The organism is Streptococcus infantis (assembly GCF_047463175.1).
Classification (GTDB): domain Bacteria; phylum Bacillota; class Bacilli; order Lactobacillales; family Streptococcaceae; genus Streptococcus; species Streptococcus infantis_AC.
On record NZ_JASHEJ010000004.1, the window covers coordinates 33,622 to 56,923 of the forward strand.

Here is a 23,302-nt window from a genome sequence, read left to right on the forward strand (position 1 = left end):
TGATTAATCAAGCACTTCGCCTGATTTTTTGTTGTAGCGAACTTTTTTACCGTCTACAAATTTGTAACCAACACGGCCAGCTACACCATTTTTGTCCAAAACTTGAACGTTTGATACATGGATAGCTGCTTCCTTCTCGATGATACCACCTTGAGGAAGTTCGTTAGTTGGACGTTGGTGTTTCTTAACGATGTTAACACCTTCAACGATAACTTTGTTTACTTTTGGAAGGGCAGTAAGGACAACAGCTTCTGTTCCCTTATCTTTACCAGCGATTACGCGAACTTTGTCGCCTTTTTTTACAAACATTTTTTTCTCCTTTTATTCTTACGCCCAATGGGCACCCTGGCTAGGCCAGGGGACTGTGTTTGTTTTTATTGATTAAAGTACTTCTGGAGCAAGTGACACGATCTTCATGAAGCCACCTTCACGCAATTCACGTGCAACTGGGCCAAAGATACGTGTTCCGCGAGGAGTTTTGTCGTCACGGATGATAACTGCTGCGTTTTCGTCAAATTTGATGTATGAACCATCAGCACGACGAGCACCTGATTTAGTACGAACGATAACTGCTTTAACAACGTCACCTTTTTTAACCGCACCACCAGGAGTAGCTTGTTTTACAGATGCCACAATAACATCACCGATGTTTGCAAATTTACGTCCTGAACCACCAAGAACTTTGATAGTCAAGATTTCGCGAGCACCGCTGTTGTCTGCGACTTTCAAACGAGTTTCTGTTTGAATCATTTCAGTTTTCTCCTTTCAGGTTTGATTAGATGATTACCGCTTCTTCAACAACTTCTACAAGACGGAAACGTTTTGTAGCTGAAAGCGGGCGAGTTTCCATGATACGTACGATATCGCCTTCTTTGGCAACATTGTTTTCATCATGTGCTTTGTATTTTTTAGAGTAGTTAATACGTTTACCATAGACTGGGTGGTTACGTTTTGTTTCAACTACAACTGTGATTGTCTTGTCCATTTTGTCAGATACAACACGTCCAACAAGAACTTTACGATTATTGCGTTCCATTGAAATTTCTCCTTCCCTAGTCTATTATTTCGCTTCAGATTGAACTGTTTTGATACGAGCGATTTGTTTTTTAACTTCTTTCAAGCGAGCTGTTTGTTCTAATTGACCAGTAGCAGCTTGGAAACGAAGTTCGAACAATTCTTTTTTCAATTCGTTTTCGCGCTTCGCGAGTTCTTCTTGAGAAAGACCACGAAGTTCTTTAACAAATTCTTTTACTTCATTAAGTTTCATGCCTTCTCCTTATTCTGCTTCACGTTTTACGAATTTACATTTAACTGGCAATTTGTGGCTTGCAAGACGAAGCGCTTCGCGAGCGATCTCTTCAGATACACCAGCAACTTCAAACATTACTTTACCACGTTTAACTGGTGCTACCCAACCTTCAGGTGCCCCTTTACCAGATCCCATACGAACCCCGATAGCTTTAGCTGTGTATGATTTGTGTGGGAAGATTTTAATCCAAACTTTACCACCACGTTTCATGTAACGAGTCATGGCGATACGAGCAGCCTCGATTTGGCGGTTAGTGATCCAGTGGCTAGTTGTAGCTTGAAGACCGTATTCACCGAATGCTACTTCTTTCCCACCTTTAGCTTCACCGCGCATTTTACCACGGAATTCACGACGGTGTTTAACACGTTTAGGTACTAACATTGGTTATTTACCTCCTTTAGTGTTTTTACGAGCTGGAAGAACTTCACCACGGTAGATCCATACTTTAACACCAAGTTTACCGTATGTAGTGTCTGCTTCTTCCCAAGCGTAATCGATATCTGCACGAAGTGTGTGAAGTGGAACGGTTCCTTCAGAGTATCCTTCAGCGCGGGCGATATCTGCACCGTTCAAACGACCTGATACTTGAGTTTTAATTCCTTTAGCTCCAGCACGCATTGCACGTTGGATTGCTTGTTTTTGTGCACGACGGAAAGCAACACGTTGCTCCAATTGACGAGCAATACCTTCACCAACAAGGTGAGCATCCAAATCAGGTTGTTTGATTTCGATGATGTTGATGTGTACTTGTTTACCAGTCAATTTGTTAAGTTTTGCACGGAGTGCATCAACGTTAGCACCACCTTTACCGATAACCATACCTGGTTTAGCAGTGTGAAGTGAAACGTTAACTTTGTTTACTGCGCGTTCGATTTCGATAGTTGAAACCGCTGCGTCAGCAAGTTCTTTTTGAACGAATTTACGGATTGCAAGATCTTCATGAAGGTAATCCGCGTATTCTTTTTCAGCATACCATTTGGCATCCCAATCACGGATGATGCCGACACGCATACCAATTGGATGTACTTTTTGACCCACGATTTTACCTCCTTATTTTTCTGCAACAGCTACAGTGATGTGAGCTGTACGTTTGTTGATTGGTGAAGCTGAACCTTTCGCACGTGGACGGAAACGTTTCATAGTTGGTCCTTCGTTTGCGAATGCTTCAGATACTACCAAGTTAGCTTTATCCAAACCAAAGTTGTTTTCAGCGTTAGCTACAGCTGAGTTCAAAACTTTCAAGATGATTTCAGCAGCTTTGTTTGGAGTGAATGTCAAAATTGCGATTGCATCGGCTACGCTTTTACCACGGATGTTGTCAAGAACAAGACGTGATTTACGAGGTGAAACACGTACTGTGCGAGCCATTGCTTTAGCTGAAGTAATTTCTGCCATTTATGTTCTCCTTATTTTCTACGTGTCTTCTTGTCGTCTGCGGCGTGACCTTTGTAAGTACGAGTTGGTGCAAATTCACCAAGCTTGTGACCTACCATGTCTTCTTGGATGTAAACAGGTACGTGTTTACGTCCATCATAAACTGCGATAGTGTAACCAATGAAACTTGGGAAGATCGTTGAACGACGTGACCAAGTTTTGATAACTTTTTTCTTTTCGTCGTTAGCTTGAGCTTCAACTTTTTTCATTAAATGCTCATCGACGAAAGGTCCTTTTTTAAGACTGCGTCCCATTTTTATATTTTCTCCTTTAAATATAGTACCACAGCGGCTTGCGCTCTCAACGAGCGCTACCGAGCTGGCGGATTATCTAGCGCTTAAGCGACTAATTTTAAATTATTTCTCGTTGCGACGACGAACGATAAGTTTGTCAGATTTCGCTTTCTTGTTACGAGTTTTAAGACCAAGAGCAGGTTTGCCCCATGGAGTTGATGGTGCTTTACGACCAACTGGTGCTTTACCTTCACCACCACCGTGTGGGTGATCGTTAGGGTTCATTACAGAACCACGAACTGTTGGGCGGATACCTTTCCAACGGCTACGTCCTGCTTTACCAAGGTTTACAAGTCCATGTTGTTCGTTTCCGACAACACCAACTGTTGCACGACAAGTTCCAAGAATCATACGAACTTCACCTGATTGAAGACGAACAAGAACGTATTTACCTTCTTGACCCAATACTTGAGCAGAAGCTCCAGCAGCACGTACCAATTCTCCACCACGACCTGGTTTCAATTCGATGTTGTGGATCAAAGTACCAACTGGGATGTTAGCAAGTGGAAGAGCGTTTCCGACTTTGATATCTGCTTCTGGACCTGAAACGATACGTTGACCTACTTCAAGACCTTTTGGAGCGATGATGTATGCTTTCACACCGTCAGTGTAGTGTACAAGAGCGATGTTTGCAGAACGGTTTGGATCGTACTCGATAGTTTTAACAACTGCTTCAACGTTGTCTTTGTTACGTTTAAAGTCAACCAAACGGTAGAAACGTTTGTGTCCACCACCTTGGTGACGAACTGTGATACGACCGTTGTTGTTACGACCAGCCTTGCTCTTCAATGCAACAAGCAATGATTTTTCAGGAGTGCTTGTTGTGATTTCAGCGAAATCCAAAGAAGTCATATTACGGCGACCGTTTGTTGTTGGTTTATAAACACGAATTCCCACGATATTTCCTCCTTAGATTATTCAGCTTCAGCTGCAAACAACTCGATTGCTTTTGAATCAGCTGTAAGAGTGATGATAGCTTTTTTAGTTTTGTTAGTAAAACCAGTGTAACGTCCAACACGTTTAGCTTTAGGTTTTACGTTGATTGTGTTAACATTTGCAACTTTAACACCTTCGAAAGCAGCTTCAACAGCTTGCTTGATCAAAAGTTTGTGTGCACGAGTGTCAACTTCAAATACATATTTCCCTGCTTCAAGTTGAGCCATTGAGCTTTCAGTGATAACAGGTTTTTTGATAACATCATACAAATTCATTATGCAAGAACCTCCTCGATTTTAGAGATAGCTGCTTGAGTAACAAGAAGTTTGTCACTATTTGCGATGTCAAGAACACTTGCAGTTGTAGCAGTCGCAACTTTCACGTTTGGAAGGTTACGAGCTGAGAGAGCTGCGAATTCGTTTCCTTCTTCAAGAATAACAAGGACTTTAGAATCGATGCTCAAAGCTGCAAGAACTTTTGCAAATTCAGCAGTTTTTGGAGCTGTAAATTCAAGAGAATCAACGGCTACAAATTTGTTTTCAGCAACTTTTTCTGAGTAAACAGATTTAAGCGCAAGGCGACGAACTTTTTGAGGAAGTTTGTACGCATAGCTACGTGGAGTTGGTCCGAAGACGATTCCACCACCACGCCATTGTGGAGAGCGGATAGAACCTTGACGAGCACGTCCAGTTCCTTTTTGACGCCATGGTTTGCGTCCGCCACCTGAAACAGCTGAGCGGTTTTTAACTGCGTGAGTTCCTTGACGAAGGCTAGCACGTTGGCTGATGATCACATCAAACACAACAGATTGGTTTGGTTCGATACCAAAGATTGCATCGCTGAGAACAACTTCGCCCGCTTGTTTACCAGTTTGGTCGAATAATGTTACATTTGCCATTTTGACTGTATTCCCCTTTCCTTATTATTTACCAGCTTTAACTGCTGACTTGATAGTGATAAGAGATTTCTTAGCACCTGGTACGTTACCTTTGATAAGGATAACGTTCTTTTCTGGAACAACTTGTACAACTTCAAGGTTTTGAATTGTTACACGGTCGCCACCCATACGTCCTGCAAGGTTTTTACCTTTGAATACGCGGTTAGGTGCAACAGGTCCCATAGAACCTGGACGACGGTGGTAACGAGAACCGTGAGCCATAGGTCCACGTGATTGTCCGTGGCGTTTGATAACACCTTGGAAACCTTTACCTTTAGATGTACCAGTTACATCAACAATGTCTCCAGCTGCGAAAGTTTCAACTGTGATTTCAGCACCAACTTCCAAGCCTTCAACGTTTTTGAATTCACGAATGAAGCGCTTAGGAGCCGTGTTAGCTTTTGCTACATGTCCTTTAGCAGGTTTGTTGCTCAATACTTCGCGTTTGTCATCGAAACCAACTTGGATAGCGTTGTAACCATCTGTTTCAACAGTTTTAACTTGAAGAACAACGTTTGGAGTTGCTTCGATAACTGTTACAGGGATCAATTCGCCAGCTTCAGTGAAGATTTGAGTCATTCCCACTTTTTTCCCTAAGATTCCTTTTGTCATGAGAAAATAGTTCCTTTTCTATATTTTTTATTCAAAAAGTTTTTAACGAGCGTTTTTTATGCTCAAGGTATCAAGCTTTAAATTAAAGTTTGATTTCTACGTTTACACCACTTGGAAGATCCAATTTCATCAAAGCGTCAACTGTTTTTTGAGTTGGGTTGATGATGTCGATCAAACGTTTGTGTGTACGCATTTCGAATTGTTCGCGAGAGTCTTTATATTTGTGAGTCGCACGAATAATTGTGTAGAGGCTACGTTCAGTTGGAAGTGGGATTGGACCTGCAACTTCTGCACCTGTGCGAGTAGCTGATTCTACGATTTTAGCAGCCGCTGTGTCAAGCGTACGGTGTTCGTAAGCTTTCAAACGGATACGGATTTTTTTGTTTGCCATCTTTTTCTCCTTTTCGTCTATTTAAGATAATAGGCTAGCTCCACAAGAAAACCGACGCGCGTTGCGTGGCAATGCAACCGAGCGTGTCGCAACCTCTTGCATCAAAGCTAAGGCTGTAATTTACAGCACCATAATAGAATAACACAAAGCCCCTGCGATTGCAAGGGATTTGACAGGATTTTTTTAATTTTTCGAATGAAACTGTTTTCTTATCGCTCCTTATCTCAAAAAAGCATAAATGAAGAGCAAATTTATATTTTTTCTTCTATATAATATTCGTTTTGATCTGAAATTTATCATTTGATTGATTTATCAAGATATCCGCTTTTGACTCGGTTTCTTTATAGTATTGCAGATACTGTTCTCGTCTCATTTGCTGACTAGCCAATATATAGGATGCATCGCCATTTCTCACAGTCGTATCTCGAGCTAGACGCCTCTTTAATTCTTTCTCTTCATTCGTGTAGAAACAAACAGTTTTGTCAAAGAGTTCCTTTGGTAGAAAACCCACAGACATCCCCTCGACTATCAGAATTGGTTTTGATCCAGACAAGATTTCACTAGCTTTCCAAGGTTCTTCGATTGTCAAGACATCCATACCCGCCTGCAGGGCGAGAATATCTCTCTGCAAACTTGCCAGTTCATGCGCCACTGGCAGACAAGCTGTCACCTTTTGATCAGGTGCTTGATTCGGTACTACCAGGTGACGTTCTGAGGTGATATAGGGATCTGTTTCTAGCAAATTTACTGTAGTAGAATCTAGGGTTTGATATAATTCCTGAGCAAAGGTTGATTTACCTGAAGCCCCATGACCGTAGATCCCTAGCGTCCTAATTCTTCCCGAATCTATTTCTGAGACCAGTTGCTCTATTAAGCCTTTTTTCTTCATTCTCTCTTCACCTGTTCATAGCTTTTCTTCCCATCTTTAAGCTTGTCCCAAATAACTACTTTTCCACTTTGCAGAGATTTTTGTACATCGATAATTCGTTGATTGGATGAGCCGCGGAACTGAAGCATGAGATTACGCTTGCTTTTATCATACCGTCCATCAACCAAGATATCAATCATTGACAAGAGCTCCAGTTTATCAGGTGTTTCCAACATCATCTCTTCCCATGTGTATCCCGTCCAAGACCAGATATCTTTTTCTGGCAATTCTTTCCGTATACGTTTCACGAGAGGCAAGAGGATTCCTGTATTTAGGAAGGGTTCTCCTCCTAATAAAGTCAAGCCTTGAACATAGGGTTGGACTAGGTCTGCCATGATTTGCTCTTCCAACTCTGGGGTATAAGGTATGCCTGCGTTAAAGGACCAGGTCGCTACGTTGTAACAGCCCTCACAGTGAAACATGCAGCCGGCCACATAAAGGGAATTGCGCACTCCTTCGCCATCGACAAAGTTAAAAGCCTTATAATCAATGATTCGACCTTGACTCAGTTCTTCACTTTTCCACTCGCCTGGTTTTGGTGTATTCCATGTCATGCTTTCTACTCCAAGTCTATCCAATAGCGCTCCGTTCCGTTTCGAACATCCTCATAAACACCACCGTTAGCTAAAATAACAGCTCGGCTGGCAGGATTTTCTGTGCTACAAGTCAGCAGTGCTCGTTTAATATTCTTTCCCTTAGCAACTTGCAAACCTTGTCGGAGGGATTCTTTGGCGTAGCCCTTACCTCTTTCAGACGGGCGGATGGAATAGCCAATATGACCACCTACCTCCAGCAAATAGTCACTAAGACGCAATCTCAGATTGAGGAACCCTACGGCTTGTCCATCTTTTGCAAAAGCGACTAATTGAATAGCAGGCACCCACCCTTCAGGCAGATTAATCCCCATTTCCTGATCCTGATTACTTTCTAACCACTCTTCATAAACAAAATTCTCAGCATCCCAAAATCCGCCATCGTGGGCTGATTGACTCTTTTCAAACTCTGCCATCATATCTAAAATTGTTTCTTTATCTGCCAATGCCGGTCTGCGTAGTTCCATATTCCCCTCCCCGCTATAAGAAAAGCGAGAGGTAGCTCTCACTTTTTCTTATTTTTGTTTAAAAACTGTTCTCTAAGGCTAGCTACTCTGTCTTTTTTATTGACTCCTCCCTTTGAATGTTTTTCATGGAATCGTTGAACCAAAGCCTTGCCTTTATCGTCTAATTGATATTTCCCCATTCTATTTCTTTCTAATTTCTTACTTCATGTCCTGCCGTTTTAATAGTAGAACCGTTCATGTGTTTGACACGCGCAGCAATTTCCTTGTGGCGTCCATTAACCATCGGACGTGCTTGAGGATTCCCTAAATAACCACAGGTCCGTTTAACCACATCTACTGTTTTAGGATCGTTATTCCCACAGTTAGGACAAGCAAATCCTCTCTCTGTCGGTTCAAAATCTCCTTCAAAATCACACTTATAGCAACGGTCGATCGGAGTATTGGTTCCGAGATAACCTACACGGTCGTAAGCATAGTCCCACACAGCTTCCAAGGCCTTTGGATTTTGTTGGAGAACTGGGTACTCGCAGTAGTGGATAAAGCCACCAGATGCACCCGCTTCTGGGTAGACTTTCTCAAAGTCCAATTTTTCAAAAGGTGTTGGATTTTTGCGGACATCATAATGGAAGGAATTTGTGTAGTATTCTTTATCTGTAATATCTGGAATAGAGCCGAATCTCTCCGTATCCAAGCGACAGAAGCGGTCTGTCAAACTTTCAGACGGCGTTGAATAGATAGAGAAATGGTAACCATATTGGTCAGACCACTCTTCCACTCGACGTTTCATGTCACGAATGATGTCTAGCGTAAACTCTTTGGCTTCTGGGTTATTTTCCCAATTGTTACCATAGAAGACGGTCGCTACTTCGTACAAGCCAATATAGCCCAGAGAAATAGTTGCACGACGATTCTTAAAGAGTTGATCAACACTTTCTTCTTTTCCAAGACGACGTCCGAAGGCTCCATATTGATAAAGAATTGGTGCATTAGCTGGAGTGGCTTCCTTGGTTCTTTCCACACGGTAAACCAAGGCATCTTCCGCGATATTCATACGCTCATTGAAGATTTCCCAAAACTTGTTCAGGTCGCCTTCTGATTCGAGGGCAATACGAGGAAGATTGACCGTCACAACTCCTAGGTTCATACGGCCCGAATTGACTTCTACTCCATTTTCATCCTTCCATCCTTGAAGGAATGAACGGCAGCCCATCGGAACTTTGAAAGAACCAGTCAACTCAACAATCTTATCATAAGACAAGACATCCGGGTACATGCGCTTAGTTGCACACTCAAGAGCCAACTGTTTGATGTCGTAGTTAGGTGAGCCTTCCTCTAAGTTAAGACCTTTTTTAAGAGTAAAGATGAGTTTAGGGAAGATGGCTGTACGGTGTTCTGAACCAAGCCCCTTTATACGAATGTTCAGGATTGCCTTTTGAATTTCACGTTCAAAACGACTGGTTCCTAGACCGAAACCAAGAGAGGTAAATGGCGTTTGCCCATTTGATGTAAAGAGGGTGTTAATCTCGTACTCTAGAGATTGCATGGCATCGTAGATGTCTTTTTGGGTTTTCTTCCATGCGTATTCTCGGCGCTTGTCAGGCAAAACCCATTCCTCCGCATCCTTGAGGTGCTTTTGGTAATTTTTCTCTGCATAAGGAGCCAAAACTTCATCAATACGGTCTGCTGAACAGCCTCCATACTGACTTGATGCAACGTTGGCGATAATTTGTGAAATCTGTGCTGTCGCTGTTTGGATAGACTTGGGACTCTCTACTTCAGCATTTCCAATCTTAAAACCATTTTCCAACATGCCCTTGAAATCAATCAAACAGCAGTTGGTCATAGGGGTATAGGGACTGTAGTCCAAATCATGATAGTGGATATCCCCTTTTTGATGGGCATTAGCCACATGTTTAGGAAGCATTTGAAGTCCGATGGATTTCCCAACAATCCCTGCCGTCAAATCACGCTGGGTATTAAAAACATCACTATCCTTATTGGCATTTTCATTGACAACTGCCTGATCTTTATTGAGAAGTTTATGAATACTAAAGTTGATATCTGTCGCTTTTGAGCGCTCAAAATCCCTTTGAGTTCGATAGGTGATATACTCCTCGGCCAAGGCGTATTCTTTAGCTTCCAACAATTCGTGTTCTACGATATTTTGGATTTCATAGATTTTTACACCTTGTGGGAAACGGCTATGAATTTCTTCAACGATACGTTCAACTAGGGTACTAAGTCGCTTTTCGACCAAAGGGGTTACATCCATAACTTTTTCAGCAGCCTTATGAAGCGCTTTGTCAATCTTGTCTACATCAAAAATTACACGTCTGCCGTCACGTTTTTCGACGAATAAAGTCGGACCAGGGACAGCCTTCTCTTCCAATACAATCATATCCATACCCTTTTCTTAAATATAATATTGATTCTAAAAAGTATTATATCACTAAAAAAATAAAAATCAATATCTTGTGTCAAAAAATAAATTTTTTTTAAAATTGCACAAGATATTGATAGTTTTTATTTTAATTTATAGAGTTTAAAATCTTTGAATTCACTTTGAACCGCTTGATAATTTTCAGCTAAGAGCTGCTCAACTTCTGTCCATAGACTTGTTTTTGTATTCACCACAATCATCTTTGGTTGATTATCTCGTATATCATTTACAAGTTTAGTACGATTTGCATCGAGTCCTGTATGCAATCTAGGCGAAAGCAACTGACTAGCAGACAAGCGTTCGCTAGCTTTATAGCTACTTGTCAAATTATCCCAAACATAGATACGATCTGTAGCTTGAGTTTCCCCTTTGACCTTAGCTTCAATGCTTGTGCGCTCTTGATATTGTTCCGCATGAAGTAAATATCGTGATACTAGAGGGGCTGAAAATAGATAAACGAGAGCCAAAATTGGTAGATAGGCATTTCCTTTTACAAAAGCTCCCCATACCGATATTTCTTCTCTAGATCTTCTACGGCGATTCGCTCCTTCTGGCTTCTCTGTAGGAATTCGTGTCAGCAAAAGAAGCGACAAGAAAGGAAGGAACTCAACCATACGACTGCCATTGATAAGATCCGTAGAAAAAATTTCTAAAACTAATACCAAAATGACAGCTATTGCAGCAGTGATTGATAAGACTGATTGCTTCAATGGTTTATATTTGAAGAGACCTGTCAATGCTAGCGTCAATGCTCCAAGAGCAATTGCTAACAATCCATAAAAGAGGATATTGTCGAGTAATCCCGAGTTAGACGTAAAGTTTAAACTATCTAATGGATAAAGGATTTGACTAATCGCATTTCCAAAGCTGCCTTTATAAGCTGTATAATATCCGATTGGATAAAAGAGAATTGAAAAACCAAAGCCCGCTGCAAAAAATTGGTAGACACCATGAGCCAAATTTTTGCGACCAATATTAAAAGCTGTTACAGCAAAAAACAAGACAAAGGCGTACAAAGTTGTAACCAAAGGTGCAAAGAAAAATGCTAGAGCTAAGCTAGCTCCAATACGGATAAATCCTTTTTCAAGGCTTGGTTCTGCCAAATAAGATGTTACTAAACTTAAGGCATAGAACAAGAATGGGAGGGCTAGAATAGTTGCATATCCCCCACCAAAACTAAGAGCACTAGCCAGGACATAAAAGACCGTCAACACTTGTTGCGATTGCTTGTTTTGTTCCGTCAGATTGTAAGCCGAACGGAAAAGAAAGAATCCCGCGCCTACTAAGGCCAACCAATTAAAGACGGCAAACAAAATACTGCCCTTGGTTAAATACTGTAAAAAGTAATAGAGGAGACCACTAGTTCCAAAATAATCTGTGTAGACATCTCCGCTCTGATGCATAGCCCATCCAATATAAAAATCCTGAGACTGCTCCGGACTTATTAACCCTAAGAAGAAGGGTAAAATTACGGACACAAGGACCACTAGAGTACTCAAAATGAGGATATTCAAAAATGGTAAGCGGGCAGGCTGACGAGTTTCAACCTCGAGTTGCTCCTCATTTTCTACTGGAGCATCCTGACTTCCCATCCAAGTTGGAGTTGGTTCGTCTTCTAATCTGCCATATACGTTCATTCGCTCTCTCCTATATTTTAATATGTTCTAGTATATCAAAAAGTCTAGTTCTTGTCAGCCTTTGGCGGACGTTCGCTCAACTTTTCAGACAAGGTAACAAAGCGTTCAATCTCATAAAAACGATGATATGAAACTCTTTTATAGCGGTCTAAAAAATTTTTTTCTTCTACTGTCAGCATAGTCATTTCTCCTTTTCTCTTAATTCGAAAAATGAAGAAAAAACTAAAAAAACTGAATTCTTAAAAAGAGAATTCAGTTTTTTATTTTTAGTCAGCTTTCTTTTCTAAGTTTTTAGAAATGCTTCGATTTTTACCTTCTAAATACACCATAAGAATAGAAATATCTGCTGGGTTTACACCTGAAATACGGCTAGCTTGGCCGATGGTTTCTGGATTGATGAGCTTAAACTTCTGGCGAGCTTCTGTCGCGATAGAGTCAATATCATCCCAGTCAATATTCGCTGGAATCCGTTTTTCTTCCATGCGTTTCATCTTGGCAACCTGATCCATGGCTTTTGAAATGTAGCCTTCGTACTTGATTTCTGTTTCAATCAATTCGATAATCTTGTCATCTAACTCTTCAGCAGCGGGACCGATGAAGGCTACCACATCTTGGTAAGACACTTCTGGGCGACGAAGGAATTCCTTGGCTGTCACTGCATCTGTCAATGGCTTGAAGCCCATCTCCTCAACCTTAGCATTTGTTTCCTTGACTGGCTTGAGTTTGATGCTGTCTAGGCGTTTCATCTCATTTTCAAATTGATTTTTCTTGATTTCAAAACGAGCCCAACGTTCATCGTCAACAAGCCCAATCTCGCGCCCCATCTCGGTCAAACGCATATCGGCATTGTCATGACGGAGGATGAGGCGGTATTCTGCACGACTGGTCAAGAGACGGTAAGGTTCAATGGTCCCCTTAGTTACCAAGTCATCAATCATCACTCCGATATAACCGTCGCTTCGTTTTAGAATTAACTCAGGCTTACCTTGGATTTTCAGCGCTGCGTTGATACCCGCGATAATCCCTTGACCAGCAGCTTCTTCATATCCAGACGTTCCATTTGTCTGACCAGCAGTGAAAAGTCCTGAGATTTTCTTGGTTTCCAGAGTTGCACGCAACTGATGAGGCAAAACCATGTCGTACTCGATAGCATAACCTGTACGCATCATCTCTGCATTTTCCAAACCTTTGATAGAATGAACCAAGTCACGTTGGACATCCTCAGGAAGACTGGTTGAAAGTCCTTGGACATAAACTTCTTCTGTGTTTCGTCCTTCTGGCTCAAGGAAGAGTTGGTGGCGTTCCTTGTCCGCAAAACGCACAATCTTATCCTCAATCGACGGACAGTAGCGAGGCCCCACTCCCTTAACCACACCTGTAAACATAGGCGCACGGTGGAGGTTATTCTGGATAATCTCATGGCTGGTACCATTGGTATAGGTCAACCAGCACGGCACTTGGTCTTTGACATAATCTTCATCACGTGAAGTGTAAGAGAAGTGATTTGGTGTTTCATCTCCTGGCTGAATCTCTGTCACATCATAGTTGATAGAAGAGGCCTTGACACGTGGAGGCGTTCCTGTCTTGAAACGACCGATTTCAAGCCCAAGTTCCTTGAGATTATCAGCTAGGTTAATAGAAGCCAGACTGTGGTTTGGCCCTGATGAATACTTGAGATCTCCGATGATGATTTCCCCACGAAGGGCTGTCCCTGTGGTCACGATAACAGCCTTGGCAGCATACTCTTGATGGGTTGCTGTACGAACACCGACAACCTTGCCATCTTCCACCAAAATCTCATCAATCATGGTTTGACGAAGGGTTAGATTCTCTTGATTTTCAACTGTCTTGCGCATTTCCTTAGAGTAAAGTTCCTTATCAGCCTGCGCACGAAGGGCACGGACAGCTGGTCCCTTCCCAGTGTTGAGCATCTTCATCTGGATGTAGCTCTTGTCAATGGTTTTCGCCATTTCACCACCAAGGGCATCTACCTCACGCACGACAATCCCTTTAGCAGAACCACCAATAGACGGATTACATGGCATGAAAGCCAACATTTCAATGTTGATGGTCGCAAGCAATACCTTGCAACCCATACGGCTGGCTGCTAGTGAAGCTTCGACCCCCGCATGTCCCGCACCGATTACAATAATATCGTATTCTTCCGTAAAATTATAAGTCATTTTCTCTCCTATTCCTCAAAATGAATGTGTCTTAGTTGGCCCTCCCAAGCTGGTAGAGCTGTTTTTAAAAAGGCTGGAACTAGTTGGATATTCTGGAGTTTATCCAAATCAATCCACTCACAGGGCTGCCTTTTCTCATCTTCCTGCATGGTCAATGGGGCATCCTCAAGCAAGTCCACCAAATAATGAAACTCGATATTGTGATAGGAAACACCGTCCTGTTCAAAACGATTTTCAACCACAAAAGCTAGCTGACCAGCCTGAGCTTTAACACCCAGTTCTTCCCTCACTTCGCGGACTACCGCATCTTCCGTTCTCTCATTGACTTGAATAGCGCCGCCAATGGTGTAATACTTGTCCTTATCTTTGGTGACTAGTAGCTTGCGGTTTTGAAGAATCAAAGCTGTCGCCCGAACGCCAAAAACCGTATTCCCCACTTTTGTCCGAAAGTCTTGTTGAGTCATTTTTGCCCTTTCCCTTAAACGACACAAAAACAGTCAAAACTCGTAAGAAGTGCAGGACAAAAAAGCCTGCAACATCCATGAGCTTTGACCATCATTTCTATTGCTTTTATTATTGTAGCAAATTGAGAAAATTTGTCAATCTATATGTACTGACAAACCTGTCCATCGCGGTAGGCATTGTCAATCAAACCGCCACCGAGACACTCTTCACCGTCGTAAAAGACAACTGCCTGTCCTGGTGTAATGGCGCGCTGTAGCTCCGCAAAGATGACCTCTGCCTTATCCCCTTTGACATGTACAGTCACTTTAGAGTCAGGCTGACGATAGCGGAATTTAGCCGTGCATTCGAGCGTAAATTCCTCTGGCATATCACGAGTAAAGCGGACTTGACTGGCTTCTAAGCTAGTTGACATAAGCGAATCATGGTAGAAACCTTGACCTACATAGAGAATGTTCTGGCTCAAATCTTTGCCGACAACGAACCAAGGAGCATTGTCCCCGCCGTGTTGTCCACCGATACCGAGTCCGCCACGCTGACCAATCGTATAGTACATAAGGCCGGCATGCTCGCCCATATCGCGACCATCCACAGTCATCATGCGACCAGGCTGAGCTGGTAGATAGTTGCTGAGAAATTCTTTAAAGTTCTTTTCTCCGATAAAGCAAATTCCTGTCGAGTCTTTCTTCTTGGCAGTCGCAAGTCTAGCTTCTTCAGCTATTTTTCGGACTTCAGGTTTTTCCAAATGTCCCAGCGGGAACATGGTTTTTTGAAGTTGTTCTTGCGAAAGTTGGCTGAGGAAATAGGTCTGATCTTTGCCATTGTCCACGCCACGAAGCATGTGAACGATGCCATCCTCATCACGCGCCACTCGAGCATAGTGACCAGTCGCCACATAGTCAGCCCCCAAGGTCATGGCATAGTCCAAAAAGGCCTTAAACTTGATTTCCTTGTTACACATAACGTCTGGATTTGGCGTGCGTCCTGCACGGTATTCCGCTAGGAAATATTCAAAAACGCGGTCCCAATACTCTTTTTCAAAGTTGACAGAGTAGTAAGGAATGCCAATCTGGTCTGCCACCGCAGCCACATCCTTGTAATCTTCGGTCGCTGTACAGACGCCGTTTTCATCTGTGTCATCCCAGTTCTTCATGAAGATACCGATCACATCGTAGCCCTGCTCCTTGAGCAAGAGAGCCGTCACCGACGAATCAACACCACCACTCATCCCCACGACAACACGTGTTTTAGAGTTATCACTCATGGTAGTTCTCCCATCTATTCGTTTATTCACGATTGAAGGTCGTGTTTGCTATCACGATTGAAGGTCGTTTGAGCAGTTTTCATTATAACATGCTTAGATAGAGAAGACAAGAAAGAGGCTGACAAATCTAGCAATCTCTTCTGTAAATACATAAAATTAAGAACACAAAAAAGTAATTCATACCTAAACTTCTATTCTCTTTAAAAACTTATTTTTAAAATCAACTAAAAATGATATACTGTAATAAGGAGGAATGCGCACATGATTCCTTACATATACCTTTATCCACGTGCGTAGAACTATTGTGAACAACTACAAAGATATTCTAAAATCAAAAAATACTATTTTTATTATTACACTTATTGCAGGTATTGGACTTTTGACAGGCTTAGTCCTCCATCAAGAAAAAATCCAAGCAGAGAGAGGGAACGTTGCTCTCATCAAACAACAAAAAAATCAACAAGATGTTGAATATGTAAAAAAGGCTATTAAAGACTTCAACATCGATTCTGAAAGCATAATAGATGATTGGAAAAAGATTCAGGAATTGAAACCAACCACTGATGCGGGTAAAAAGACACTAACAGACTTTCTCACTTCTACTGCCGATAAAGTCACAAAGCATTATACTGAAAAAGCTTTAAAATTAGATATAAAGGACTCTGATAGCCAGTTTCAAGATAAACAAACACTTGAAACAGGTATCACTTCTTTACAAAAAATACTAGAAATCATTAAAAATATCAACTCTGCTAACGAGCAAACTTCCATTGAAGAAAAGATAAAACCAATTCAAGAACTAATCTCTAAATTCCAAAAACAAGTTGAAGACTTGACCAAAAAAGAAGAACAAAAATCTAACCAAACAGAAACAACTAGTAGCGTTCAGAGGACTGAAGTCTACTATTCGGATGATAGCAGCTACACTCCAACCTATACTGAATCATATGGAACCATCAATAATTCCCAGACACCTGCTGCTGAGCAATATTCATCTGATAACGCTAGCAGTGCAGGAAATCAAGCCGCTGATTCTTCTGGTTCTCAAGCAGAGTCTAATAGCCATAGTGATTAGGTTGAAGTTCGCGATACAAACAGTTCATCTTGCTAATTCAGGTGGAACCATTCAGTAAAAGCGCCAGACTTAATACTTTTGTCATCACTAATGTTTAAAGATTATCTTTTATCAAATAATAGTACAAAAAAGAGCCTTTCAAGGCTCTTATTTTTATTTCTTAATACCAACCGTTGTTAAGCCAGAAGTTCTTAGCAGCTGTCCATGAACCGTAACGTCCTGCAACATAAGCATCCGCTACACGTTCTTGGTTTTCAGCTGAGTAGTCACCGTTCAAGTATGAATCTGTCAATTGGTAACGTCCGATGTAACGTCCGTTTGTAGCTGTGTAGCTACCGCCTGATTCTTTTTGAGCAATCCATTCTTTCGCTTCTGCTTCAGATCCGCTTACAGTCGCAGCTGGTGTTGTGCTCTCTTCTGCTACTGGGGCAGAAGTTTCTTCTACTGCTGGAGTTTCTTCTGCAGTCGTTGGAGCTGGTGTTGAAACCGGAGCTTCAGTATTTGCAGATGGTGCAGGAGTTGTCGTTGCAGGAGTCGCCGCTACTACTGGAGCTTCTCCTTCAATAACTAAAACTTGGTCAACATAGATGAGGTCAACATTTTTAATGTTGTTCAATTTAGCTAATTTTTCAACTGTTGTGTTGTATGTCTCAGCAATTTCTGAAAGAGTATCTCCAGGTTTAACTGTATAAGTTTTTGTTTCTTGTGCAAAAGTAAGTGATGGTGCAAGGAAAGCAAGTACAACTGCAAATCCTGCAAGTTTAGTCTTAATGTTTAATTTCATTTAAAAAAGTTCTCCTTTTTTCTTATACTACCATGATACCTTTCTAATGTTACTATTTGTTAACGAATTTGTGTAGAAATGTTACAAAACTGTGATTTATTTACTTAAAAAAGCCCTTTTTTGTTACAAAACCCTTGTTATTAAAGCTTTTTAATCTTTTTATATATTTCAGAAAGTAATTAAGCACTTACATCTAATCTTTGCTATAATAGAAGTAAGAATCTTTTTAAGGGGAAACAGATGCAATCACTTCGTTTTCAATCTGTCTTTGATATCATTGGACCAGTAATGATTGGGCCATCTAGTAGTCACACTGCAGGAGCTGTTCGTATCGGTAAAATCGTTTCATCTATCTTTGATGATACTCCAACTGAGGTTGAATTCCAGCTTTTTAACTCTTTTGCAAAAACCTATCGTGGACACGGGACAGACCTTGCCCTTGTAGCTGGTATTTTGGGAATGGATACGGATGATCCTGAAATTCCAAATAGTTTAGAAATTGCCCACAAGCGTGGCATTAAAATCGTGTGGACCATCCAAAAGGACAGTAATGCTCCCCACCCAAATACTACGAAAATCACTGTTAAGAACGATCGTAAGACTATCAGCGTAACAGGAATTTCAATCGGCGGTGGAAATATCCAGGTGACAGAATTAAATGGTTTTGCCGTATCTCTCAACATGAACACTCCTACCATCATCATCGTCCATCAGGATGTTCCAGGTATGATTGCTCATGTGACAGAAGCTCTTTCTCGCTTTGGCATCAACATCGCCCAAATGAATGTAACTCGAGAAAAAGCTGGCGAGAAAGCAATCATGATTATTGAAGTTGATAGTCGTAACTGTGAAGAATCTATCGAAGAAATTCGGAAAATTCCTCATTTACACAATGTCAATTTCTTTCAATAGGAGAAAATATGTTTTACTCTATCAAAGAATTAATCGAACAAGCCGAACTTGACTTCCAAGGAAATGTTGCTGAGCTCATGATTAGGACTGAGTTTGAGCTAACTGGTCGTGAGCGAGAAGAAGTTCTCCTCCTCATGGAGCGTAACCTTGAAGTCATGAAAGCTTCCGTTGAACTTGGACTCAATGAGAATAAATCTCGTAGCGGTTTGACAGGTGGTGACGCTGCCAAGCTCGATCATTACATCAAAAAAGGAAAGACCTTATCAGACTTCACTGTCTTGTCTGCCGCCCGTAACGCCATTGCCGTTAATGAGCACAATGCCAAGATGGGCCTTGTGTGTGCGACACCAACCGCAGGTAGCGCAGGATGTCTTCCCGCAGTTCTCACATCTGCTATTCAAAAGTTAGATTTAACGCATGAACAACAACTAGATTTTCTCTTTGCTGCTGGTGCTTTTGGGCTCATCATTGCTAATAACGCTTCTATCTCGGGAGCTGAAGGAGGCTGTCAAGCCGAAGTTGGATCTGCCTCTGCCATGAGCGCTGCTGCCCTAACTCTAGCTGCAGGTGGAACTCCTTATCAAGCGAGTCAGGCTATCGCCTTCGTTATCAAAAACATGCTCGGTCTTATCTGTGACCCCGTTGCAGGTTTGGTTGAGGTTCCATGTGTTAAGCGTAATGCTATGGGAGCAAGTTTCGCCTTCATCGCAGCCGATATGGCTTTAGCCGGTATCGAATCAAAAATCCCAGTTGACGAAGTCATTGATGCCATGTACCAAGTAGGCTCTAGCCTCCCAACTGCCTTTCGTGAAACTGCCGAAGGTGGTCTCGCAGCCACACCGACAGGCCGTCGCCTTCAAAAAGAAATCTTCGGCGAATAATTTCAAGATTACTAGGAGAATCAATGTCATCCCTATCAGCCATCTTTTTCGACTTAGATGGAACCCTTGTGGACAGCTCTATCGGTATTCACAATGGCTTCACCTATACTTTTGAACAACTGGGAGTCCCTAGTCCAGACGCAAAAACGATACGTGGTTTTATGGGACCTCCATTGGAAACTAGTTTCGCTAGTTGCTTACCAACTGAGCAGATTGAGTCAGCTATCCAGCTTTATCGTTCCTACTATAAGGAAAAAGGAGTCTACGAAGCTCAGCTCTTTCCACAAATCAAGGAACTACTCACTGAACTATCTCAACAATATCCTCTCTATATCACGACAACAAAAAATACTCCGACAGCAGTCCATATGACAGCTAATTTTGAAATCGATCATTTCTTTGACGGCATCTATGGTTCAAGTCCTCAAGCAGTGCATAAGGCAGATGTCATTCGTCAAGCTTTGGCAACTCATAAATTGGACCCAGAAAAAGTGGTCCTTATCGGAGATACAAAATTTGATATGATTGGTGCCCAAGAAACTGGCATTAAAAAACTAGCGGTTACTTGGGGATTTGGTGACGAGAAGGACCTCATGACCTATCAACCTGACTGGGTTGCACATCAACCAGCAGACATTTTACATCAACTACAATAGAAGATTTAAACAAAAGCACTCCAATTAAATTGGAGTGCTTTTTTAACTTGTTGATAATAAAATACAAGAAGTCCAAAACAGATTCAACCGTAAAACAAGAATCTCTTAGTTCTTATCTGATTCTTCGAACGGTGTATCTTCGATGGCTTCTTCATTTTTGACTGCTTGAGATTCACTATAGTTTACCCCTTCAGTTTCTTTTGTCGGCATAGCGAAAAGAATCAAAAGAGCTATCCCTCCCATTGGAGCAAAGCGAAGGAAGATAAAGGCCCAGTGGAATCCAGCATCACGCAAACGGCGAACTGATAAAGCTAAAGTCGGTACCAAGATTGCTAGATAGAAAACTGCATAAATAATGGCAACTAAACCCAAAACCATAAAAATAGCTTCGCCGGCTGAATCGCTCACTGAATCCATCACGGTACTAAGAAATACAGTGTAGAAATAGATAATCCAGAAAGGAATAGAAAGGATGAGGTTTCCTAACCAAACCCACCAGTAATCTGGACGCGTCGAACGCCCAGTGAACTCTGCATAATTCTTAAAAGAAATTCTTATACGCGTTAATCATATGATACTCCCAACTTTTATTTTATCAGTAGATACTAAACTGTACAGTTATAGAACACTCCCAAATCTAGTAAAAGACCTGGGAGTGTTAGCAAATTATTCGACAAGACTGAAACTTCTTCGTCCTTGTAGCATTCTTCAGATAGTTGAACTTATAATTAATCCTTTGTCGGCATAGCTAGAAGTACCAAAAGAGCGATACTTCCAACAAATGGAACAAATGCAACGAAAATGAGTGCCCAGTGGAAACCAGCATCACGAAGACGACGAACTGTCAGTGCTAGTCCAGGTAAGAGAAGTGCTAGTCCAAAAATCATGTAAATAATAGCAAGGCCACCCAAGGCAAGAAAAGCACCCTCGCTTCCTTCGCTAAATATAACATTAAAGTATGCTGAGTAGAGAGGAATATAAAGAATAAAATTCCCAAGGCAAACCCACCAATAGTCAGAACGTGTTGAACGACCTGCAAAATCTACATATCCTTTAAAAAAATTCTTATAAGCGTTAATCATAAGTTACTCCCTAATTTTTTATTTACTATAGTTTACCATATCTGTTCAATAATAACAAGTTTGTTCAAAAAACGCTGAAAGTCTCTCGAAATCTAGAAAAAAAGATACTATCTACTCTTTCTCATAAACAGAAGTCGCAGATAATATCTCATCTATTTTTAATCATCATGAGTTGTTTCGTTAGCAAAGCTGATAATAGCTCTCTTCAATTCAGCACCTTGCAAGGTACGGAACTCTTCAATCTTCTGATTGATCATCTCAAGAGGCATCACATTTACTTTACCAACAAAAATCTTGTCCATTACTTGATTGTCCACTAATTCAGTTGATACAAGCAACTCTTCATATAGTTTTTCACCTGGGCGAATACCTACTTCTACGATTGGAATTTCATTTTCAGTATGACCACTGAGTAGAACCATTTTCTTAGCCAAATCGTAAATGCGTACAGGTTTACCCATATCAAGGATAAAGACTTCCCCATCCTTGGCATAAGCTCCTGCATGAATCACCAAACGACTAGCTTCTGGAATGGTCATAAAGTAACGAGTCATTCGGAAGTCTGTCACCGTTACAGGCCCACCTTCAGCGATCTGACGTTCAAAGACAGGAATTACACTACCACGGCTACCGAGTACGTTACCGAAGCGAACCGCACAATAAGTAGATTGACTACGTTGATTAAATCCAGTGACAATCAACTCAGCCACACGTTTAGTTGCTCCCATTACGTTTGGTGGATTAACGGCCTTATCTGTCGAAATCATGACCATTTTTGGAACTCGTGCGGCGTCAACTGCTCTAGCAACATTATAAGTCCCAAGGATATTATTCTTAAAGGCTTCTTTTGGATTACGCTCCATCATAGGAACATGTTTATGAGCTGCAGCATGGTAAACAATCGCTGGTTCGTACTGTTCAAAAACTTGAAGCAAACGATCGTAATCTTGAATATCGGCAATGACAGGAACAAAATCAATTTCCTGGAATTTACGAATTAATTCATGGTAAATCAGATAAATAGAGTTTTCTCCATGACCGAGCAAAATGACACGTTCAGGATTGAATCGACTGACTTGACGGCAGATTTCTGAACCAATTGAACCTCCGGCACCAGTCACCAAGATTGTTTTGCCAGTGATTTCAGAACCCAGGCGTGATTCATCGAGATGAATCTCCTTACGTCCCAACAGGTCCGTGATATCAATTTTCTGGAAACCACCTGCTTGAGGCTGGAGACCTTGCACAACTGACTCAATCATCGGCATCTTAAAGCATTTTACACCGATACGGTTACACATCTGCAGGATTCGTTCATATTCAGATGGATCTAGAGACGGAATCGCAACGATAACTTTTTCAACTCTGTAACGTTTAGCCAATTCTGGTAGATCATCATAAGAACCCAAAACTGGGATTTTCCCAAGTTTTTGTCCTTTTTTCTTTTCATCATTATCCAAAATCCCAACTAGTTCAAGGTCACTAGTGGGATGTTGGTAGCTGTTCATAAAGAGCGCGCCACCATCACCAGCACCAATCAAGAAAGTACGACGGTGTTCTCCAGCTCCATTTCCCTTTTTACGTCTTGAGTAAATCAACTGCCAAGTGATACGAGGAAGTAGAATCAAGAAAGTTGTTAATAGGATAAAGAGTACGATAAAGCGGATAGAAAAGAGCGGCAAGAAAGCATAGCAGATCACATAAGATAAGATACTACTGATAGTTACTCCGAAGAAAATCTTCATGAAATCTGTTATTTTGCTATATCGACTAATACTAGCATTAAGCCCCCAGAATCCAATCATCAGTTGGTAGAAAAGGAAGGTTAGACCTGTGTAAATGACATAGTCTACCGGGGCTGGATTAATCAAGCCATAAAATAGAATATAGGAAACAATAATTGATAAGACCATACTGGCAATATCAAAAAATCCCCAAAATATTTGTTTCTGTTGTTTATTTAATACTTCAACCAGATCAATTACGTAATCTGTTATTTTTTTATTCATGTGAATGGTATCCTCCT

At 41.4% G+C, this 23,302-nt stretch carries 30 protein-coding genes and 1 pseudogene; 4 read left to right on the plus strand and 27 right to left on the minus strand.

Annotation, left to right across the window (positions count from 1 at the left end; all coding sequences use genetic code 11):
* Window positions 1-3: 3 nt before the first annotated feature.
* The 23 genes from rplX to mnmA all read right to left on the minus strand — a co-directional run bounded on the left by rplX (window position 4) and on the right by mnmA (window position 15,886).
* Entirely contained in the window at window positions 4-309 is a 306-nt protein-coding gene (gene rplX, locus QM859_RS08170) for a 50S ribosomal protein L24 (protein WP_000497691.1), read from the minus strand.
* Between the two features lie 72 nt (window positions 310-381).
* On the minus strand, window positions 382-750 hold the full coding sequence (rplN, locus tag QM859_RS08175) for a 50S ribosomal protein L14 (RefSeq protein ID WP_002928796.1): 369 nt from the start codon (window positions 748-750) through the stop codon (window positions 382-384).
* Between the two features lie 25 nt (window positions 751-775).
* The gene (gene rpsQ, locus QM859_RS08180; RefSeq protein WP_000440801.1) at window positions 776-1,036 is read right to left on the minus strand and encodes a 30S ribosomal protein S17; all 261 of its coding nucleotides are present in this window, start codon (window positions 1,034-1,036) and stop codon (window positions 776-778) included.
* A gap of 24 nt (window positions 1,037-1,060) precedes the next feature.
* On the minus strand, window positions 1,061-1,267 hold the full coding sequence (rpmC, locus tag QM859_RS08185) for a 50S ribosomal protein L29 (RefSeq protein WP_000772918.1): 207 nt from the start codon (window positions 1,265-1,267) through the stop codon (window positions 1,061-1,063).
* A 9-nt stretch (window positions 1,268-1,276) separates the two neighbouring features.
* Window positions 1,277-1,690, minus strand: a complete 414-nt coding sequence (gene rplP / locus QM859_RS08190; RefSeq protein ID WP_000960948.1) for a 50S ribosomal protein L16 — start codon at window positions 1,688-1,690, stop codon at window positions 1,277-1,279.
* A 3-nt stretch (window positions 1,691-1,693) separates the two neighbouring features.
* Window positions 1,694-2,347, minus strand: a complete 654-nt coding sequence (gene rpsC, locus QM859_RS08195) for a 30S ribosomal protein S3 (RefSeq protein ID WP_000529936.1) — start codon at window positions 2,345-2,347, stop codon at window positions 1,694-1,696.
* A gap of 12 nt (window positions 2,348-2,359) precedes the next feature.
* On the minus strand, window positions 2,360-2,704 hold the full coding sequence (rplV, locus tag QM859_RS08200) for a 50S ribosomal protein L22 (protein ID WP_000818137.1): 345 nt from the start codon (window positions 2,702-2,704) through the stop codon (window positions 2,360-2,362).
* A gap of 11 nt (window positions 2,705-2,715) precedes the next feature.
* On the minus strand, window positions 2,716-2,997 hold the full coding sequence (gene rpsS / locus QM859_RS08205) for a 30S ribosomal protein S19 (RefSeq protein ID WP_000533766.1): 282 nt from the start codon (window positions 2,995-2,997) through the stop codon (window positions 2,716-2,718).
* A gap of 102 nt (window positions 2,998-3,099) precedes the next feature.
* Window positions 3,100-3,933 carry a 50S ribosomal protein L2 gene (rplB, locus tag QM859_RS08210; protein ID WP_000512910.1) on the minus strand — a complete coding sequence of 278 codons (834 nt, stop codon included), beginning with the start codon at window positions 3,931-3,933 and terminating at the stop codon, window positions 3,100-3,102.
* Between the two features lie 17 nt (window positions 3,934-3,950).
* A complete protein-coding gene (locus QM859_RS08215; RefSeq protein ID WP_001055347.1) occupies window positions 3,951-4,247 on the minus strand; it encodes a 50S ribosomal protein L23 in 297 nt (98 codons plus the stop codon).
* Entirely contained in the window at window positions 4,247-4,870 is a 624-nt protein-coding gene (rplD, locus tag QM859_RS08220) for a 50S ribosomal protein L4 (protein ID WP_006154757.1), read from the minus strand. Before rplD ends, QM859_RS08215 begins: the two co-directional genes overlap by 1 nt.
* 24 nt (window positions 4,871-4,894) lie before the next feature.
* The gene (gene rplC, locus QM859_RS08225) at window positions 4,895-5,521 is read right to left on the minus strand and encodes a 50S ribosomal protein L3 (protein WP_004251088.1); all 627 of its coding nucleotides are present in this window, start codon (window positions 5,519-5,521) and stop codon (window positions 4,895-4,897) included.
* An 82-nt stretch (window positions 5,522-5,603) separates the two neighbouring features.
* Entirely contained in the window at window positions 5,604-5,912 is a 309-nt protein-coding gene (gene rpsJ, locus QM859_RS08230) for a 30S ribosomal protein S10 (RefSeq protein ID WP_001284511.1), read from the minus strand.
* A 265-nt stretch (window positions 5,913-6,177) separates the two neighbouring features.
* A complete protein-coding gene (locus QM859_RS08235; RefSeq protein ID WP_414262738.1) occupies window positions 6,178-6,801 on the minus strand; it encodes a uridine kinase family protein in 624 nt (207 codons plus the stop codon).
* Window positions 6,798-7,394, minus strand: a complete 597-nt coding sequence (nrdG, locus tag QM859_RS08240) for an anaerobic ribonucleoside-triphosphate reductase activating protein (RefSeq protein WP_414262739.1) — start codon at window positions 7,392-7,394, stop codon at window positions 6,798-6,800. The genes QM859_RS08235 and nrdG overlap by 4 nt, the downstream gene beginning before the upstream one ends.
* A 5-nt stretch (window positions 7,395-7,399) precedes the next feature.
* Complete coding sequence (locus QM859_RS08245; protein WP_414262740.1) at window positions 7,400-7,900, minus strand: GNAT family N-acetyltransferase; 501 nt, start codon at window positions 7,898-7,900, stop codon at window positions 7,400-7,402.
* Between the two features lie 38 nt (window positions 7,901-7,938).
* The gene (locus QM859_RS08250) at window positions 7,939-8,079 is read right to left on the minus strand and encodes a hypothetical protein (RefSeq protein ID WP_000521611.1); all 141 of its coding nucleotides are present in this window, start codon (window positions 8,077-8,079) and stop codon (window positions 7,939-7,941) included.
* 11 nt (window positions 8,080-8,090) lie between these two features.
* Window positions 8,091-10,298, minus strand: coding sequence for an anaerobic ribonucleoside-triphosphate reductase (gene nrdD / locus QM859_RS08255; protein ID WP_414262787.1), 2,208 nt, complete (start codon window positions 10,296-10,298; stop codon window positions 8,091-8,093).
* A 125-nt stretch (window positions 10,299-10,423) separates the two neighbouring features.
* Window positions 10,424-11,977 (minus strand): damage-inducible protein CinA, encoded by a 1,554-nt coding sequence (locus QM859_RS08260; RefSeq protein ID WP_414262741.1) that lies wholly within the window; start codon window positions 11,975-11,977, stop codon window positions 10,424-10,426.
* A 44-nt stretch (window positions 11,978-12,021) separates the two neighbouring features.
* Window positions 12,022-12,156: a hypothetical protein gene (locus tag QM859_RS08265; protein WP_024054483.1), complete on the minus strand. Its 135-nt coding sequence runs from the start codon at window positions 12,154-12,156 to the stop codon at window positions 12,022-12,024.
* 87 nt (window positions 12,157-12,243) lie between these two features.
* Complete coding sequence (gene mnmG, locus QM859_RS08270) at window positions 12,244-14,160, minus strand: tRNA uridine-5-carboxymethylaminomethyl(34) synthesis enzyme MnmG (protein WP_263394150.1); 1,917 nt, start codon at window positions 14,158-14,160, stop codon at window positions 12,244-12,246.
* An 8-nt stretch (window positions 14,161-14,168) separates the two neighbouring features.
* The gene (locus QM859_RS08275; RefSeq protein ID WP_414262742.1) at window positions 14,169-14,624 is read right to left on the minus strand and encodes an NUDIX hydrolase; all 456 of its coding nucleotides are present in this window, start codon (window positions 14,622-14,624) and stop codon (window positions 14,169-14,171) included.
* A gap of 140 nt (window positions 14,625-14,764) precedes the next feature.
* Window positions 14,765-15,886, minus strand: coding sequence for a tRNA 2-thiouridine(34) synthase MnmA (gene mnmA, locus QM859_RS08280; RefSeq protein WP_414262743.1), 1,122 nt, complete (start codon window positions 15,884-15,886; stop codon window positions 14,765-14,767).
* A 304-nt stretch (window positions 15,887-16,190) separates the two neighbouring features.
* Here mnmA and QM859_RS08285 point away from each other — a divergent pair, with 304 nt between their 5' ends.
* Complete coding sequence (locus QM859_RS08285; protein WP_414262744.1) at window positions 16,191-16,961, plus strand: hypothetical protein; 771 nt, start codon at window positions 16,191-16,193, stop codon at window positions 16,959-16,961.
* Window positions 16,962-17,121: 160 nt separating this feature from the next.
* Here the strand turns inward: QM859_RS08285 and apf are convergent, their stop codons facing one another.
* Window positions 17,122-17,745, minus strand: a complete 624-nt coding sequence (apf, locus tag QM859_RS08290; RefSeq protein ID WP_414262745.1) for an aggregation-promoting factor — start codon at window positions 17,743-17,745, stop codon at window positions 17,122-17,124.
* Between the two features lie 240 nt (window positions 17,746-17,985).
* Between apf and sdaAB the strand changes: the two genes are divergently transcribed.
* From sdaAB to QM859_RS08305, 3 genes are read left to right on the plus strand one after another with little or no spacing between them, the layout of a single operon-like run.
* Window positions 17,986-18,657, plus strand: coding sequence for an L-serine ammonia-lyase, iron-sulfur-dependent subunit beta (gene sdaAB / locus QM859_RS08295; RefSeq protein WP_004251057.1), 672 nt, complete (start codon window positions 17,986-17,988; stop codon window positions 18,655-18,657).
* 8 nt (window positions 18,658-18,665) lie between these two features.
* On the plus strand, window positions 18,666-19,538 hold the full coding sequence (sdaAA, locus tag QM859_RS08300) for an L-serine ammonia-lyase, iron-sulfur-dependent, subunit alpha (RefSeq protein ID WP_414262746.1): 873 nt from the start codon (window positions 18,666-18,668) through the stop codon (window positions 19,536-19,538).
* Between the two features lie 23 nt (window positions 19,539-19,561).
* Complete coding sequence (locus QM859_RS08305; protein WP_414262747.1) at window positions 19,562-20,194, plus strand: HAD hydrolase-like protein; 633 nt, start codon at window positions 19,562-19,564, stop codon at window positions 20,192-20,194.
* A gap of 105 nt (window positions 20,195-20,299) precedes the next feature.
* Here the strand turns inward: QM859_RS08305 and QM859_RS08310 are convergent.
* From QM859_RS08310 to QM859_RS08320, 3 genes and pseudogenes are all read right to left on the minus strand, one after another.
* Window positions 20,300-20,765, minus strand: a pseudogene (locus QM859_RS08310) (DUF805 domain-containing protein).
* Between the two features lie 157 nt (window positions 20,766-20,922).
* On the minus strand, window positions 20,923-21,276 hold the full coding sequence (locus QM859_RS08315) for a DUF805 domain-containing protein (protein ID WP_414262748.1): 354 nt from the start codon (window positions 21,274-21,276) through the stop codon (window positions 20,923-20,925).
* A 158-nt stretch (window positions 21,277-21,434) separates the two neighbouring features.
* Window positions 21,435-23,285 (minus strand): polysaccharide biosynthesis protein, encoded by a 1,851-nt coding sequence (locus tag QM859_RS08320; RefSeq protein ID WP_414262749.1) that lies wholly within the window; start codon window positions 23,283-23,285, stop codon window positions 21,435-21,437.
* Between the last annotated feature and the right edge of the window lie 17 nt (window positions 23,286-23,302).

What these genes read in the sequence shown, in the direction of transcription:
- QM859_RS08305 (WP_414262747.1), top strand. Translation starts at nt 19,562, where the DNA reads ATGTCATCCCTATCAGCCATCTTTTTCGACTTAGATGGAACCCTTGTG.
- rplX (WP_000497691.1), bottom strand. Translation starts at nt 309, where the DNA reads ATGTTTGTAAAAAAAGGCGACAAAGTTCGCGTAATCGCTGGTAAAGAT.
- sdaAB (WP_004251057.1), top strand. Translation starts at nt 17,986, where the DNA reads ATGCAATCACTTCGTTTTCAATCTGTCTTTGATATCATTGGACCAGTA.
- QM859_RS08275 (WP_414262742.1), bottom strand. Translation starts at nt 14,624, where the DNA reads ATGACTCAACAAGACTTTCGGACAAAAGTGGGGAATACGGTTTTTGGC.
- rplV (WP_000818137.1), bottom strand. Translation starts at nt 2,704, where the DNA reads ATGGCAGAAATTACTTCAGCTAAAGCAATGGCTCGCACAGTACGTGTT.
- rpsS (WP_000533766.1), bottom strand. Translation starts at nt 2,997, where the DNA reads ATGGGACGCAGTCTTAAAAAAGGACCTTTCGTCGATGAGCATTTAATG.
- QM859_RS08265 (WP_024054483.1), bottom strand. Translation starts at nt 12,156, where the DNA reads ATGCTGACAGTAGAAGAAAAAAATTTTTTAGACCGCTATAAAAGAGTT.
- rplP (WP_000960948.1), bottom strand. Translation starts at nt 1,690, where the DNA reads ATGTTAGTACCTAAACGTGTTAAACACCGTCGTGAATTCCGTGGTAAA.
- QM859_RS08320 (WP_414262749.1), bottom strand. Translation starts at nt 23,285, where the DNA reads ATGAATAAAAAAATAACAGATTACGTAATTGATCTGGTTGAAGTATTA.
- rpsJ (WP_001284511.1), bottom strand. Translation starts at nt 5,912, where the DNA reads ATGGCAAACAAAAAAATCCGTATCCGTTTGAAAGCTTACGAACACCGT.
- QM859_RS08245 (WP_414262740.1), bottom strand. Translation starts at nt 7,900, where the DNA reads ATGGAACTACGCAGACCGGCATTGGCAGATAAAGAAACAATTTTAGAT.
- rpmC (WP_000772918.1), bottom strand. Translation starts at nt 1,267, where the DNA reads ATGAAACTTAATGAAGTAAAAGAATTTGTTAAAGAACTTCGTGGTCTT.
- rplN (WP_002928796.1), bottom strand. Translation starts at nt 750, where the DNA reads ATGATTCAAACAGAAACTCGTTTGAAAGTCGCAGACAACAGCGGTGCT.
- rplD (WP_006154757.1), bottom strand. Translation starts at nt 4,870, where the DNA reads ATGGCAAATGTAACATTATTCGACCAAACTGGTAAACAAGCGGGCGAA.
- apf (WP_414262745.1), bottom strand. Translation starts at nt 17,745, where the DNA reads ATGAAATTAAACATTAAGACTAAACTTGCAGGATTTGCAGTTGTACTT.
- mnmG (WP_263394150.1), bottom strand. Translation starts at nt 14,160, where the DNA reads ATGACTTATAATTTTACGGAAGAATACGATATTATTGTAATCGGTGCG.
- QM859_RS08250 (WP_000521611.1), bottom strand. Translation starts at nt 8,079, where the DNA reads ATGGGGAAATATCAATTAGACGATAAAGGCAAGGCTTTGGTTCAACGA.
- QM859_RS08315 (WP_414262748.1), bottom strand. Translation starts at nt 21,276, where the DNA reads ATGATTAACGCTTATAAGAATTTTTTTAAAGGATATGTAGATTTTGCA.
- rpsQ (WP_000440801.1), bottom strand. Translation starts at nt 1,036, where the DNA reads ATGGAACGCAATAATCGTAAAGTTCTTGTTGGACGTGTTGTATCTGAC.
- rplC (WP_004251088.1), bottom strand. Translation starts at nt 5,521, where the DNA reads ATGACAAAAGGAATCTTAGGGAAAAAAGTGGGAATGACTCAAATCTTC.
- QM859_RS08235 (WP_414262738.1), bottom strand. Translation starts at nt 6,801, where the DNA reads ATGAAGAAAAAAGGCTTAATAGAGCAACTGGTCTCAGAAATAGATTCG.
- nrdD (WP_414262787.1), bottom strand. Translation starts at nt 10,298, where the DNA reads ATGATTGTATTGGAAGAGAAGGCTGTCCCTGGTCCGACTTTATTCGTC.
- QM859_RS08260 (WP_414262741.1), bottom strand. Translation starts at nt 11,977, where the DNA reads ATGAACGTATATGGCAGATTAGAAGACGAACCAACTCCAACTTGGATG.
- nrdG (WP_414262739.1), bottom strand. Translation starts at nt 7,394, where the DNA reads ATGACATGGAATACACCAAAACCAGGCGAGTGGAAAAGTGAAGAACTG.
- QM859_RS08215 (WP_001055347.1), bottom strand. Translation starts at nt 4,247, where the DNA reads ATGAATTTGTATGATGTTATCAAAAAACCTGTTATCACTGAAAGCTCA.
- mnmA (WP_414262743.1), bottom strand. Translation starts at nt 15,886, where the DNA reads ATGAGTGATAACTCTAAAACACGTGTTGTCGTGGGGATGAGTGGTGGT.
- sdaAA (WP_414262746.1), top strand. Translation starts at nt 18,666, where the DNA reads ATGTTTTACTCTATCAAAGAATTAATCGAACAAGCCGAACTTGACTTC.